Annotated in this window: 14 protein-coding genes and 2 tRNA genes; 8 read left to right on the top strand and 8 right to left on the bottom strand. The window is 60.9% G+C overall.

What is annotated here, in order from left to right:
* Positions 1 to 117 precede the first annotated feature (117 nt).
* The 3 genes from NW822_RS10090 to psb28 are packed head-to-tail and all read left to right on the top strand — an operon-like array spanning position 118 to position 2,056.
* Positions 118 to 516: a DUF760 domain-containing protein gene (locus NW822_RS10090; protein WP_414404348.1), complete on the top strand. Its 399-nt coding sequence runs from the start codon at positions 118 to 120 to the stop codon at positions 514 to 516.
* Positions 506 to 1,714, top strand: a complete 1,209-nt coding sequence (locus NW822_RS10085; protein WP_414404347.1) for a glycerate kinase — start codon at positions 506 to 508, stop codon at positions 1,712 to 1,714. The genes NW822_RS10090 and NW822_RS10085 overlap by 11 nt, the downstream gene beginning before the upstream one ends.
* A 27-nt stretch (positions 1,715 to 1,741) precedes the next feature.
* Positions 1,742 to 2,056 carry a photosystem II reaction center protein Psb28 gene (gene psb28 / locus NW822_RS10080; protein ID WP_414360678.1) on the top strand — a complete coding sequence of 105 codons (315 nt, stop codon included), beginning with the start codon at positions 1,742 to 1,744 and terminating at the stop codon, positions 2,054 to 2,056.
* Positions 2,057 to 2,064: 8 nt separating this feature from the next.
* Here the strand turns inward: psb28 and gatA are convergent, their stop codons facing one another.
* The 8 genes from gatA to NW822_RS10040 form a co-directional block, all read right to left on the bottom strand.
* Entirely contained in the window at positions 2,065 to 3,582 is a 1,518-nt protein-coding gene (gene gatA, locus NW822_RS10075) for an Asp-tRNA(Asn)/Glu-tRNA(Gln) amidotransferase subunit GatA (RefSeq protein WP_414404346.1), read from the bottom strand.
* A gap of 122 nt (positions 3,583 to 3,704) precedes the next feature.
* Positions 3,705 to 4,031, bottom strand: a complete 327-nt coding sequence (locus NW822_RS10070; protein WP_414404345.1) for a hypothetical protein — start codon at positions 4,029 to 4,031, stop codon at positions 3,705 to 3,707.
* 81 nt (positions 4,032 to 4,112) lie between these two features.
* Positions 4,113 to 4,185, bottom strand: a tRNA-Ala gene (locus NW822_RS10065).
* Positions 4,176 to 4,844, bottom strand: a complete 669-nt coding sequence (locus NW822_RS10060) for a Uma2 family endonuclease (protein ID WP_414404344.1) — start codon at positions 4,842 to 4,844, stop codon at positions 4,176 to 4,178. Before NW822_RS10060 ends, NW822_RS10065 begins: the two co-directional genes overlap by 10 nt.
* A 46-nt stretch (positions 4,845 to 4,890) precedes the next feature.
* Positions 4,891 to 4,963 (bottom strand) — tRNA-Ala (locus NW822_RS10055).
* The gene (locus NW822_RS10050) at positions 4,954 to 5,622 is read right to left on the bottom strand and encodes a Uma2 family endonuclease (RefSeq protein ID WP_414404343.1); all 669 of its coding nucleotides are present in this window, start codon (positions 5,620 to 5,622) and stop codon (positions 4,954 to 4,956) included. Before NW822_RS10050 ends, NW822_RS10055 begins: the two co-directional genes overlap by 10 nt.
* Before the next feature lie 67 nt (positions 5,623 to 5,689).
* Entirely contained in the window at positions 5,690 to 5,875 is a 186-nt protein-coding gene (locus NW822_RS10045; RefSeq protein ID WP_414404342.1) for a hypothetical protein, read from the bottom strand.
* 162 nt (positions 5,876 to 6,037) lie between these two features.
* Positions 6,038 to 6,337: a ferredoxin gene (locus tag NW822_RS10040; RefSeq protein WP_414360687.1), complete on the bottom strand. Its 300-nt coding sequence runs from the start codon at positions 6,335 to 6,337 to the stop codon at positions 6,038 to 6,040.
* A gap of 372 nt (positions 6,338 to 6,709) precedes the next feature.
* On the opposite strand from NW822_RS10040, the gene NW822_RS10035 reads away from it, so the two are divergent.
* The 5 genes from NW822_RS10035 (at position 6,710) to NW822_RS10015 (ending at position 12,467) form a co-directional block, all read left to right on the top strand.
* Positions 6,710 to 8,962, top strand: a complete 2,253-nt coding sequence (locus NW822_RS10035) for a hypothetical protein (protein WP_414404341.1) — start codon at positions 6,710 to 6,712, stop codon at positions 8,960 to 8,962.
* 254 nt (positions 8,963 to 9,216) lie between these two features.
* Positions 9,217 to 11,397 carry a hypothetical protein gene (locus NW822_RS10030; protein ID WP_414404340.1) on the top strand — a complete coding sequence of 727 codons (2,181 nt, stop codon included), beginning with the start codon at positions 9,217 to 9,219 and terminating at the stop codon, positions 11,395 to 11,397.
* 148 nt (positions 11,398 to 11,545) lie between these two features.
* A complete protein-coding gene (locus tag NW822_RS10025; RefSeq protein ID WP_414404339.1) occupies positions 11,546 to 12,049 on the top strand; it encodes a pentapeptide repeat-containing protein in 504 nt (167 codons plus the stop codon).
* Between the two features lie 48 nt (positions 12,050 to 12,097).
* Complete coding sequence (locus NW822_RS10020) at positions 12,098 to 12,316, top strand: hypothetical protein (RefSeq protein ID WP_414404338.1); 219 nt, start codon at positions 12,098 to 12,100, stop codon at positions 12,314 to 12,316.
* Positions 12,317 to 12,344: 28 nt separating this feature from the next.
* Positions 12,345 to 12,467 carry a hypothetical protein gene (locus tag NW822_RS10015; RefSeq protein WP_414404337.1) on the top strand — a complete coding sequence of 41 codons (123 nt, stop codon included), beginning with the start codon at positions 12,345 to 12,347 and terminating at the stop codon, positions 12,465 to 12,467.
* Positions 12,468 to 12,835: the final 368 nt, after the last annotated feature.

The following is a 12,835-nucleotide window of genomic DNA, read 5'->3' as shown; positions in this document are numbered from 1 at the left end:
AAGGCGCAGGTGCTAAGTTGGGCATAGCCCAAATTGGGGGAGCGGTGAGAGCCTGAGGGATCAGGCAGGCCGTCCAGTTGGGCTTTACCTGCTGTGTTTGGGGAGCTTGGTAACTCCATGTCCAGCCCAATCAACTTCATTCCTGGCTTTGAGGCTGTGCCAACGCCTAGCCCCAACAACCGGCTCTGGCAATACCTGCAGTCGCAGGATCCCAGCGTTTTTCAGGATATTGCCCGCAATTCTTCCCCAGAAGTGCTGGAGATCCTGGGCTATAACATCCGCAGCCTGCTGGGCAGTTTGCCGTCCGACCAATTTGGCGTTCAAATCGTCACCAACCGCGAGAGTTTGGCAAAGATGCTCTCGGGTGCCATGATGGGGGGCTATTTTCTGCGGGTGATGGAGCAGCGCCTGGCCCTGGAGCAGTCTTTGGGCAACTCACCCCCTGCCATCGACGCCTCCCAACCTTCCAACAACGTAGAGCAACCCTCGCCAAGAGAAGGCGAGAGTGCTCAGTAGCAGCGGGCTAGGACTGGTTGGCCTGCAAGCTTCAATGGGGGAAAAGGGATCCCAGTTCAGCCGCCCGCCGCGGCGGATTTTGGTCTGCCCGGATAGCTTCAAAGGATCCCTGACGGCCAAGGCAGCAGCAGAGAGCATTGCCCGCGGGATCCAACAGGTGTTGCCCCAGGCGGAGATAGAGCTGCTCCCTCTAGCCGATGGGGGCGAGGGTACCCTGGAGACCTGGATGCTGGCGCTGGGGGGAGAAAAACGGGGGCTGTGGGTCACCGGCCCGCTGGGGGATCCCGTCTGGGCCGAGTACGGCGTAGTAGGCGAGCGGGCGCTGCTGGAAGTAGCCCAGGTGGTCGGCCTAACCTTGGTGCCTCCCCAGCGGCGGGATCCCACCCACACCACCACCTATGGCCTAGGGGAGCTGTTGCGGGCCGTCTGCCGGGATCCCATTGCTGAGATTTGGATAGGGCTGGGCGGATCCGCCACCGTGGATGCCGGAGCAGGCATGGCCCAAGCCTTAGGCTATCGCCTCCTGGATAGGGCTGGGGATCCCATTGGCTGGGGGGGAGGGGAGCTGGCCCGGCTGGCGCGCATCGAGCCGCCCAAGCAGCCTGTCTGGCAGGGCAAGTGCATCCGCGGCCTCTGCGATGTGCAGAACCCTCTCACCGGCTCTTGGGGGGCGGCTGCCGTTTTTGCGCCCCAGAAGGGCGCCACTCCCCAGCAAGTAAGGCAGTTGGAGCAGGCCCTGCAGCACTGGGCCAGAGTGGTGGAGCGCGACCTGGGTCGGATGGTGGACGGGATCCCTGGCGCCGGCGCTGCCGGTGGGCTGGGGGCAGGGCTAGTGGCCTTTTTGGGAGCCACCCTGGAGTCCGGGATCCAGCTCTTGGCCCAGCACTTGGCACTGGCGGAGCGTATCCGTCACTGCGATCTGGTGATTACGGGCGAGGGCTGTCTCGATGAACAGAGCAGCATGGGCAAAGTGGTGGGGGCAGTGCTGGAGCAAGCGATTGCGGCGCAGAAGCCCTTGCTCATCCTCTGTGGTCAGGCCACCCCGGCAGCTCGGGCCGACTTGACCGCCCGGTCGCTTCCCGTGAGGGTTGGCGCTCTCTGTGACCGGATCCCGGACGTGGCCGAAGCCCAGCGCCAGGCCGGCTATTACCTAGCCCAGCTGGCTGCTCAGGAGTTGCGAGCCCTCTGCCAGCTATAATGGCTGGAATCGTAACTTTAGGAAGCCATGGCTAGGATTGAGTTTTCTCCCGGCATTGAGGAAGTACCCACCCAGGTACGGCTGCTGAAATCCAAAACCGGCAGCCGGGGATCGGCGATTTTTCGCTTCGAGGAGTTAAAGACCGATACCCAAAACATCCTCGGTATGCGGATGATTGACGAGGAGGGGGAGCTGACCACCCGCAACATCAAGGCCAAGTTCCTCAACGGGGAATTCAAGGCCCTGGAAGTAATCTACGACATGGAAACCGAAGCCGAGTGGGAGCGCTTCCTGCGCTTTATGGAGCGCTTCTCGGCGGCCAACCAGATGGGCAGGGCCTAATCCCCTCCTCAGCCTTTGGACTTTTTGCTGCCGGAGCCCGACTTGCGCTTGCTTTGGGGTTGTCCGGAAGCTGCTTCTTTGGGTTCTGCCAGCGGCGGACGCCGTTTGTGCCAGTCGGTGCTCTGCTCGTAGGCGTAGGCCACCCGCAGCACCTTGCTCTCCTGCAAGACGTTGCCGATGATCTGCAGGCCAATGGGCAGGCCGTTGGCAAAGCCACAGGGCAGGCTTAGGGCTGGCAAGCCCGCCAGATTAACCGGGATCGTCATTAGGTCGCACAGGTACATGCTCAAGGGATCCTCCCGCTCCCCTGCTTTAAAGGCTGGCGTGGGGGTGGTGGGGCTGACCAGTACATCCACCTTCTCGAAGGCCCCCAGAAAATCTTGCTTGATCAAGGTGCGCACCTTCTGGGCCTTGAGGTAGTAGGCATCGTAGTAGCCGGCAGAGAGGGCATAGGTGCCAAGCATAATGCGCCGCTTCACCTCTGGCCCAAAGCCGCGGGCGCGGGTCTTGCCATACATAGCCAAAAGCGAGTCGGCAGGTTCCCGCAGGCCGTACTTGACGCCGTCGTAGCGGGCCAGATTGGAAGAAGCTTCGGAAGGGGCAATGATGTAGTAGGTGGCTAGGCCGTAGCGAAAGCTGGGGCAGTCAATCTCCAGGATCTCCGCCCCCAGCTCCTGCAGGTGTTGGATAGCCGCTTCCACGGCAGCGCGGGTTTCCTCGCTGCAGCCTTCTCCCAGCAGGTTGCGGATGACGCCAATCTTGAAGCCTTTGATATCGGGGATCAAAGCCTGGCTATAGTCCGGGATCTCCACCCTGAGGCTAGTGGAGTCCATGGGGTCATGGCCGGCAATCCCCTGCAGCAGCAGGGCCACATCCTCCACGGTGCGCCCAAACGGCCCCACCTGATCCAGAGAAGAGGCAAAGGCCACCAGCCCGTAGCGGGAGACCAGCCCATAGGTGGGCTTGAGGCCAACCACGCCACAGAAGGCCGCCGGCTGGCGGATGGATCCCCCCGTATCCGATCCCAGAGCCACCACCGCCTGGTCTGCCGCCACCGCTGCCGCCGACCCGCCTGAGGATCCCCCTGGCACCCGTGTCAGGTCCCAGGGGTTGGCGGTGCGCTGGAAGGCGGAGTTTTCCGTGGAGCTGCCCATGGCAAACTCGTCCAGGTTGGTCTTGCCCACCATCACCATGCCGGCTGCCGCCAGCCGCGCCGTCACCGTTGACTCGTAGGGCGGAATAAACCCCTCCAGCATCCGAGAAGCACAGGTGGTGCGGATCCCTTGGGTGCAGAGGTTATCTTTCACAGCCAACGGGATCCCGGCCAGCGGGCCAATCGCCTCCCCGGCGCGAATGCGGGCGTCCACGGCTCTAGCCTGCTGCAGGGCCAGCTCCTCGGTAACGGTAATAAAGCTCTTCAGCTGCGGCTCCAGTTGGTGCAGGCGCTCTAGGTATTCGCGCGCGATCTCCTCGGCCGAGCGCTCTTTGCTCACCAACTGGCGGTGCAGGGCACGGATAACAGACATAGGCAAACTCGCTAAGGAAGAGAAAGGCCGATCGAGCGAAGTTAGGGTTCCCTCTAGATTAATCCAGCACGGAGCCCCACCAACTCCCCCCTCCCTCTGGGAGAGGGGCGCGGGGTGAGGGGCTACCGTCGTTCTAAAAAATCGCGAAAATCGCGGCGCAGATCCCGGATCTCCTGCCGCATCTCCCTCATCTCTTGGGCCATCTCGTCAGTGCGCCGTTCCAGAGCTTCAGTTCGGCGCTCCAGGGCATCCGTGCGGCGCTCGATAGCGCGGGTGCGCGCATCAAAGCGCTCCAGCGCCTCGCGAAAAAACTGGGCCAGCATTGCCTGCCCTTCTCGCAGTTCTTGAATCAGAAGCTGCTGATTTTGTTGGACAAGACGTAGCTCCTGCTGGGCCGCTTGCAGCTCCTGGATGGCGCGGATCAGCCACTCTTCTTGTTCCGGAGTCATTATCAACTAGAGCGAGAGGATGCCAAAATCCTACTACCAACTCCCCTCTCCCTGAGGGAGAGGGGTCGGGGGTGAGAGCAATGGAGAGTAGGGAACTCGAATCCCTGACCTCTGCGGTGCGATCGCAGCGCTCTACCAACTGAGCTAACTCCCCGTGGCTTTACCAGAATAACCCAAGTCCGCCGCCAAGATCTCCCCCGCCTGCACCTCCAGCCCTGCAAAAACCTTCGAGGGCACCCGCTCGGATCCCTTCACCTCCAGCAGGTCGTACCAGCCCTCGTGCAACAGCAGCAGGCTCACCTTCTCCTCCATCGGATCCACAATCCAGTACTCACCAATGCCCAAAACGCAGTATTCCGCCCGTTTGGCCCGGTAGTCCGCCGCCCGGCTTGATTCACTCACCACCTCCACCACCAACAGCGGCGGCGGATCCTCCAAGCGAATGAGAGCCTCTCGGGATCCCATCTCCTGCCACTGCTGCAGAGGCAGCACCACCACATCCGGGATCCGCACCGTATCCCAGCGGTTGCCTCGCGGCGACTGGATCCCGATAGCCATTGGCTGAGAAGTCCACGGTAGCCCCTGGCGCCGGATCTCAGCTCGAAAAGCGGTATTGAGGAAATCCACAATCTGACCATGCCGTCCGGTTGGAAGGGCCATCGGCACCAACTCCCCCGCCACCAGCTCATAGCGGGTATCGCCGCCATCGGAATACTTGAGGTACTCTGCCAAGCTCAGGCGAGCCGCTGTCGGCCCAGGAACGGATCCTATCGTCAAAGCCACAGCCACCTCCAAAAGCCACTCTGCTGCCATCCTAACCCCCCTCTCCCTGAGGGAGAGGGGTCGGGGGTGAGGGCAATGGAGAGTAGGGAACTCGAATCCCTGACCTCTGCGGTGCGATCGCAGCGCTCTACCAACTGAGCTAACTCCCCGTGGCTTTACCAGAATAACCCAAGTCCGCCGCCAAGATCTCCCCCGCCTGCACCTCCAGCCCTGCAAAAACCTTCGAGGGCACCCGCTCGGATCCCTTCACCTCCAGCAGGTCGTACCAGCCCTCGTGCAACAGCAGCAGGCTCACCTTCTCCTCCATCGGATCCACAATCCAGTACTCACCAATGCCCAAAACGCAGTATTCCGCCCGTTTGGCCCGGTAGTCCGCCGCCCGGCTTGATTCACTCACCACCTCCACCACCAACAGCGGCGGCGGATCCTCCAAGCGAATGAGAGCCTCTCGGGATCCCATCTCCTGCCACTGCTGCAGAGGCAGCACCACCACATCCGGGATCCGCACCGTATCCCAGCGGTTGCCTCGCGGCGACTGGATCCCGATAGCCATTGGCTGAGAAGTCCACGGTAGCCCCTGGCGCCGGATCTCAGCTCGAAAAGCGGTATTGAGGAAATCCACAATCTGACCATGCCGTCCGGTTGGAAGGGCCATCGGCACCAACTCCCCCGCCACCAGCTCATAGCGGGTATCGCCGCCATCGGAATACTTGAGGTACTCTGCCAAACTCAGGCGAGCCGCTGTCGGCCCAGGAACGGATCCTATTGTCAAAGCCACAGCCGCCTCCAAAAGCCACTCTGCTGCCATCCTAACCCCCCTCTTCCTCAGGGAGAGGGGCCGGGGGTGTTCGCGTGAGCGGCGCGGAGCACTTGGCCTACCGCCCTTCCAAAAAATCGCGGCGCAGATCCCGGATCTCCTTCATCTCTGCCACCATCTCGTCGGTGCGGCGTTCAATAGCGCGGGTGCGCTCGTCAAAGCGATCCAGCGCCTCGCGGAAAAACTGCGCCAGCATCGCCTGCCCCTCGCGGACTTCCTGAATCAGAACCTGTCTGTTGGACAAGGCGCAGCTCCTGCTGGGCAGCCTGCAGCTCTTGAACGGCCCGGATTAACCCCTCTTCTTGCTCTGGGGTCATCGTCAAAAAGTTCTACAGAGGATAAGAAAATCCTACCCCCCTCTCCCTTGGGGAGAGGGGCCGGGGGTGAGGGATCGGGGGTGAGGACCTCAGTACAGCGCCTCTTCTTGATGGGTAATGATGGTGCAGTCAGAAGTGGGGTAGGCCACGCAGGTCAACACATAGCCCTGCGCAATCTGATCGTCATCCAGGAAGGATTGATCACTTTGATCCACCGTGCCGCTTACCAGCTTGCCGGCACAGGTCGAACAGGCCCCGGCGCGGCAGGAGTAGGGCAGCTCGATCCCTTGCTCCTCCGCCACATCCAGAATGTACTCGTCGTCCGGCACATCGATGGTAACGTCCAAGCCCCGCTCTTCGTTGATCAACCGAACTTTGTAGACAGCCATCCTGCTTGGGTCTCCAGAAAAAACGTCCACTCCTCATCCTGCCACCCTTCTGCCCCGGATCAAGCACCCTTTTGCCAGGAAATAGGCAAATCTTCTGGTTTTCTGGGGGCAAAGCGTCAACCCCCCGCCCCCAGACCGCGCTGTATCCCCCTGGATCCCAACTTTTCTTGAAAAAAGGGCAAGACTTGTCAACCTGGGCAGATCTGCCTGTATGATTTACGGAGTAACCAGAGCAAGCGCTGACACAAGCGCGCGTGCGTCTCCCGCCCGAACGGCAAGCCCCTAGCCCCATTAGTTGCTTTGGGCCGGTCAATCGGGTAAGTTAAGGGAAGTGTTCAGCCGAACCCTACTTTTTTGGTTAAGAGGAGAAAAATGAACGGAACAATCCAGAAGTGGCTGCTAAAGTCACTGGGTTCTTTGACCCTAGCGTCTGCCGTGATACTTGTGCCGGTAATCCTGACGGGCTGCGGCGAAGATAGCTCTGGCCCGGCAGTGCCTGTGCCGCCCCCACCGCCGCCGGCCCCTCCGGCTCCCCCGGCCCCGCCGCCAACTCCCACGCCAACCCCACGTCCCTCGGGAACGGTTAACGTCACTCCTGAGAGCAACATCAGCCAGATCATCGCTTCCTCTGACCCGGCTCAGCCTCTTACCATCGTTCTCCAGCCGGGTGTTTACCGCCAGAACATTGTCATCAACCGCAGCAACGTTACGGTGCGCGGCGCAACTGGCAATGTGGGCGATGCCATCGTGGTGGGTGCAGCTACCGGCGCTCCCGTGCAAGTGACCAACAATGCCAGCGGCGTTGTCCTGGAGAACTTCAGCATTCTCAACACCCGCTCTTTGGAACCCATTGAGTACGGCATTAATGCCGAAGGCGCCACCGAAGTTACCGTTACCGGCGTCGATATTGTTCTCTTTCCAACGGTAACCCCTCCGGCTTCTCGCGGGGTAGCCATTGGCTTTGGCTCAGCGGCTGCCGGCACCACCTCCAAGAACCTGACAGTAACCCGCTCTAACCTGTTTGTGGCTGGCGCGGGCGGCTCGGCAGGCATTCGCATTGCCGGCGACAACGCGGGCATCAACCTGCGGGTGGAGACCAACAACATCTTCTTGGGCTACGGAGCTGCCCCCAACATCCCAACTCAACTGATCAACCCTGCGGCGCAGGATGTGGGTGCCGGCTCTGCCGCCATCTTCATCGAGCCGGCAGTGACGGGGCTGAGCCTGACTTTTGCCGGCAACACCATTACCCCAACAGCGGCGGCGGCCAACGTCTACGCCATTCGTGACGACCGCGGCAGCGGCTTGAGCGCGGCTGAGCGGCGGGCCATTGTGGCGGCAGGCAGCGGCCTTGCCTTCAACAGCAACACCAGCAACGTCTATCTCTCCCTCACCCGCGCCATTGCCGAAGCGGCCGGCCCCAACCCGACGGTGACGGCAGGCCCGGGTTCCTTCACGGCAGAAGGTGAGATTGTGATCCCTGTTGACAGGCCCGGCCTGACGCTGAACTCCCTCGACGGCACGAGCACGCTGCGCAACGTCAAGATCTTGGCCAACGACGCCACCCTGGGGGGAACGGAGGGCAACGGCTTCCGGATTACGGGCACCTTGGGCCGCGACCCCGACGCGGGTGGCCCGGCGGTGGACTACCAGGTGGGCATTGGTGAGTGCGACCTAGCCAACCAAGGGGCGCGCAACGTAGAAGTTTCCTTCAACGACTTCGCACGGCCCACGCAGGCCGACGCCTACGTCTCTGTCCAAGTCTGCGACTTCTCGCAGGCCGATATCCACAAGAACCTGCTGCGCGGCTACACGGTTGCCGGCGTGCACGTGGTGTCGGCGGAGCCTGCCACGGTCACCATCCGCGAGAACCGCTTTGAGGCTTCCATCAACAGCCCCTTCTTCATCGCCGACATTGTGGATCGGCAGACCCAGGCTTCGGGCAACCTCTCGCCCTTTGCCAAGGCCTCGGTGACGGGCAACGTCTTCAACCAACCGCCCGAGGGCACGGGAGCTATCTACGCTCGTCCAAGTGTTGACCTCACGCCAACCGCGGCCGGGGCGCTGGGCGGCGAAGGCACCATTCTGCAGGCTTTCTTCAACAACACCATCACGCCGATGCCTATCCCTGGCTTTGTGGTGTGTGGACGCCTTGAGAGCTTGGCGGGTGCGCCAGGTAATCTGGTGAACTTCTTAGATAGGTCGCCGGCGCTGGCTCCCTTTACCTCCAACGTCTTCGGCGCGGTGGCGGATGCCCTCTGCTCGGCGGTAGGCTTTGGCCCAGGGGCCAGCCTACAGTTCCGTCCAGGTGGCGCGCCGCCCGCACCGCCGGCGCCTGTGGGCCCGCAGATCACCATCCCGGGGCTGCCTGCCAACGCGATAGTGACGGTGACGGGTGCAGGAGGGTCGCCGGTGATCGCCACCTCCACGTCGGTGTCTGGCAACGTGGCCACCTTCTCCCAGCCGTTCACCATTCCCTTCGGCGGCCAGATCCGGATAACGCCGGCCATTGCCTCGCCGCAGCCGATTACGGTGGGTGGTAGGACGCTGGACGCCTTTGACAACACCACTAACCCCGGCAGCACCACCTACTTCAACTTCGGCACGGCCATCTCGGTGAACTAGCTTGGGGCTAGCGCTATCAGGGCGACCTGTTCCTGTTGAGTCAACAAAAGCGTTGCTACACACTGCCAGGTCGCCCTTCCTTCTCCGTCTTGCCTGCGCATTCCCGGTTTTTTGGGTTCCCTACTGTACGTTTTGGCCCCTGGTTGGGTATTCTATTACCAGGTTTGATATGGTTTTCCCTGTCGAGTGAGCCGGGCTGCGCTTGCCAAGACTTCAACCCTTGGTCAAGACCTTATCTTCGGAGATTGGTGACGATGCCTAACCGCAACTTCTTGCCTGGCTTGCGCTCTTCCCTAGTTTCTCTGGCCCTGGCCTCCTCGGTGGCCGGGGTGATGGCCGCTTGCTCTTCTGACACGCCCACCGCTACGCAGGTGCCTTCTACCATCTCGGTGCAACTGCCCGAGACGGCAGCCCCCGCCACCGACGGCATCGCCTTCTACTACGACGGGGTGAAGACCTCCATCAAAATCACGGACGCAGCGGTGCTCTTTGCCGCCTGCACCCTCGAGACGAGCGACCCCACCAAGATTGTGAATTTTGTCAACAATACCCTGAAGGTTCAGCCGCCGATCACTGCTGCTGAGGTTACGGGGCTGGGCGACCCGCTCAAGCCAGATATTTCCGACTTCACGGGCGACGGCAGGGTGAAATGCGAGGACGCGGCGGTGCTGTTTGCGGTAGTTACTGTAGGGAGGGATGCTAGTAGGGTCAACCAGTTTCTCTCCAGCACGCTGAAGATTCCGGATGTCAAAGTCACCCAAGACCGGATCGACGACTTCTTCCCTAGACCTACGCCCACGCCCAGCCCGACGGCAACACCTACATCCACGCCAACACCGACCGCCACACCAAGCCCAACGCCGGATCCCAGCCAGATAAAGGTAGAGCCTGCCACCCTGACGCTTCCGAGTGGCTCTAGCCAGATAGTGACGGTGACCTTGCCCAGCCAGCCGTCGGGGAACGTAACAGTGACGGCGACGCCCTCAACGGGCATTACGGTTACGCCGACTACGCTGAACTTCACGCCCACTGTTTTCAGCGGCACAGTCACGGTGAAGAGCGTGGCGGCTCCTGGCACCAAGGGCACCGTCAAGTTCTCCGCCTCTGGCTACACAGACAAGGTTGTCGATGTTACGGTTGGGCAATCGTCTTCTATTGTGGTCAGCCCCACCAGCTTGGAGATTCCCACTGCCAACAGTGGTCTCAAGACCTTCAACGTGAAGCTGGCGGCTGCCCCCTCTAACCCCCTCACCATTACCATCACGCCACCGACAGGCTTTGCCACTGACAAGGACTCGTTATTCTTCAACAACGTCAACTTCAACACCAACCAGACAGTTACGGTAACCACGACAGCGCCGGCGGGTACCACAGGGGTCATCGAGCTCTTCAACCAGGATTTGGGGCAGTTTAATGTCGAGGTCAAGGCGCTCCCGGCTGCTGTGGGCCAGTTCTTCGTGGATCCGGTTAACGGAGACGACGGCAACTCCGGTACGGCCGCTCAGCCCTTTAAGACGCTGGAGAACGTTCTCCACGACACGCGGGATGCTGCTGACCTCGTTGAAGCCGCGGCTGAGACCCTTGGCTCTGGCACTGGCGGAGGAACTGATGTAACGGTGACGATCCTCAGCCCTATAACGGAGGACGCTACTGGCATCATTGCTTCTCCTAACCTGGACAGGGGATCCGTTACTGTGATCGGCCCTGCTGGCTTTAACTTCAATTTGGGCGACTTCAAGCTAACCCTCAACAAAGGCTATAAGCTGCAGGGCTTCAAGATCACCAGTAACAACCCAACAGGTACGGCGAGTACGGCCATCACCCTTGCCGACAAGGGCACCTCTCTGAAGAATATGACGATTAATTGTAAGGGGTTGGGAGAACAAGAGAAATGCGTCGGGGTCACTGCTGCCGACACCAACATCGTTCTGGAGGGCCTCACCCTGTCCATCCAGGGCAACGAGAACAAGACCGTGGCTATTTTCCATGATGGCAGCAACACAACCCTCCAAATCATCGGAAGTACTATTGAATCTATCGCTAGTAATGGCACAAATGTTGTCGGCATTAAAGGCAACAGCGCCAACACCAAGCTAGTGGTCACCGCAACCACGGTCGATTTTTCGTCGATTGTAAGTGGAACCAATGGAGACCCAACGGTTGCCATCCAATTGAGTGCTGCAGGCTCTAGCGTGCAAAGCTCTATAATTAAGATCAATGGCACGCCAGGTCAGAACCAAGGCGCCATTGGAGTTAAAACAACCCATACTACTAACAAGGTAACTATAGTTGGAAATAGGTTTACAACGGTGACGAACAAAGTTGGCATTGGCATCAAAAAAGCGGATAATGGGACCATTGACGCTACGGGCAACATCTTCCCCGTCGCTCCTGAAAAAGAGCTGTTCCAGAACACCGATCCCGCTACTCTCTAGGCTCCGGGTGTAGGCTGAGGGTGGCCCCTTCTCCCGTAGGGAAGAGGGGGCCTTTTGGCGTTTAGCCGCAGCAGCAAAGCGGTGGGGGCGGAGGAGAGGGGGGTTACGGTTTGTGGTAGGCTAACACCAGCTTAGGTAAGAGGTGAGTATGGCCAAAAGGTTGGTCTGGCTGTTGGGTCTGGTGCTGCTGGGGTGTGCCGGCAGGCCGCAGGGCCCTTCCCTCTGCAGCAATGCCCGCCAGGTCACGGCGGAAGAGGTGCTGGCGGCCAAGGGTAAGAATCTGGCCGGCTGTCAGCTCCTCGGGGTCAATCTGGCCAACGCCAAACTGGCCGGGATCCACCTGGGCGAGGCGGTGGTGCAGGGGGGGGTTTTCCTGGAGGCGGATTTGTCGGGGGCCAACTTGGCCAAGGCCTATGTGGAAAACTCGGCCTTCAACAGGGCCAAGCTGCGGCGGGCCAATTTGCAGGGGGCCCGCTTTCCCGATTCCAGCTTTGCCGAGGCCGACTTGACGGGGGCCAATTTGCAGGGGGCCGACCTGCGGCGGGCCAACCTCAAGGGGGCGATTCTAGCAGGGGCCAACCTCAAGGACGTGCTGACGGACGGGGAGACAATCTGCCCCAATGGGGAGCGCGGCCCTTGCCAGTTCCAGTAGGCCGAGGTGCCCATTGCCTGGCAGGTGGGCTCGGGCTAAGAGCAGGCCGTGTCAGAGCGGGTGGAGGCCATCCTGGAAATCCTGGCTCAGCAGACGCTGGCCAACGCCCAGGCGAATGCCCAGAATCCAGAGGCCATCGGGCAAGCCTTCGAGGCCATTGCCCAGAGTACGGAGGCTATTGGGCAAAACGCCCAGGCTATTGCCGAGCTGCGCGAGGTGGTCGAGCAACAAAACCGCGCCATCGCCTATCTCCTGAGCCAAGACTAGTCCAGGAGCCGGGAGCACCTGGGAAAAGGTGTTCGAGGAGCAAGCAGGGGCAGGCCATCCCAAAGGCTTTCTCAGCCAAGCGGCGCGCGTTAGCGAAGGGGCAAAACTGTTGGATCCGCAACGGCAAAAACTGGGCAATAATTTTCTCTAGTTCCCAGAGGTGAGCTGGCTGGCACTTGTCCAAGTCTTCAACCGCTGCTTAGCTTTTGATGAATTGTTGGAGATTGCTAATGTCTAACCGCAGTTTTCCACTCGGCCAGCCTATTTTCCTAGCTTCCCTGCTTTTGGCCGCTGCCTTGACCGCCTGTTCTTCTTCTTCAAGTCCATCTCTAATCGAGCCCACGCCTACCCCGACACCGACTGCAACGCCCACGCTGACACCGAGGCCAACCCCCACCCCCACGCCGCCACCCACGGCGATACCAGACTCGTTTACACATATACGAGCCCACCCCACCCGACGCGATCGGGGATGGGGGGGGGGGGGGGGAATAAAAAAAGGGGGGGGGGGGGGGGGGG

Source organism: Synechococcus sp. H70.2, assembly GCF_047462275.1.
GTDB lineage: Bacteria > Cyanobacteriota > Cyanobacteriia > Thermostichales > Thermostichaceae > Thermostichus.
The sequence above is the reverse complement of the archived record's forward strand: the minus strand, read 5'-3'. Positions and strand labels throughout refer to the sequence as shown.

What these genes read in the sequence shown, in the direction of transcription:
- NW822_RS10090 (WP_414404348.1), top strand. Translation starts at nt 118, where the DNA reads ATGTCCAGCCCAATCAACTTCATTCCTGGCTTTGAGGCTGTGCCAACG.
- psb28 (WP_414360678.1), top strand. Translation starts at nt 1,742, where the DNA reads ATGGCTAGGATTGAGTTTTCTCCCGGCATTGAGGAAGTACCCACCCAG.
- gatA (WP_414404346.1), bottom strand. Translation starts at nt 3,582, where the DNA reads ATGTCTGTTATCCGTGCCCTGCACCGCCAGTTGGTGAGCAAAGAGCGC.
- NW822_RS10070 (WP_414404345.1), bottom strand. Translation starts at nt 4,031, where the DNA reads ATGACTCCGGAACAAGAAGAGTGGCTGATCCGCGCCATCCAGGAGCTG.
- NW822_RS10060 (WP_414404344.1), bottom strand. Translation starts at nt 4,844, where the DNA reads ATGGCAGCAGAGTGGCTTTTGGAGGTGGCTGTGGCTTTGACGATAGGA.
- NW822_RS10050 (WP_414404343.1), bottom strand. Translation starts at nt 5,622, where the DNA reads ATGGCAGCAGAGTGGCTTTTGGAGGCGGCTGTGGCTTTGACAATAGGA.
- NW822_RS10040 (WP_414360687.1), bottom strand. Translation starts at nt 6,337, where the DNA reads ATGGCTGTCTACAAAGTTCGGTTGATCAACGAAGAGCGGGGCTTGGAC.
- NW822_RS10035 (WP_414404341.1), top strand. Translation starts at nt 6,710, where the DNA reads ATGAACGGAACAATCCAGAAGTGGCTGCTAAAGTCACTGGGTTCTTTG.
- NW822_RS10030 (WP_414404340.1), top strand. Translation starts at nt 9,217, where the DNA reads ATGCCTAACCGCAACTTCTTGCCTGGCTTGCGCTCTTCCCTAGTTTCT.
- NW822_RS10025 (WP_414404339.1), top strand. Translation starts at nt 11,546, where the DNA reads ATGGCCAAAAGGTTGGTCTGGCTGTTGGGTCTGGTGCTGCTGGGGTGT.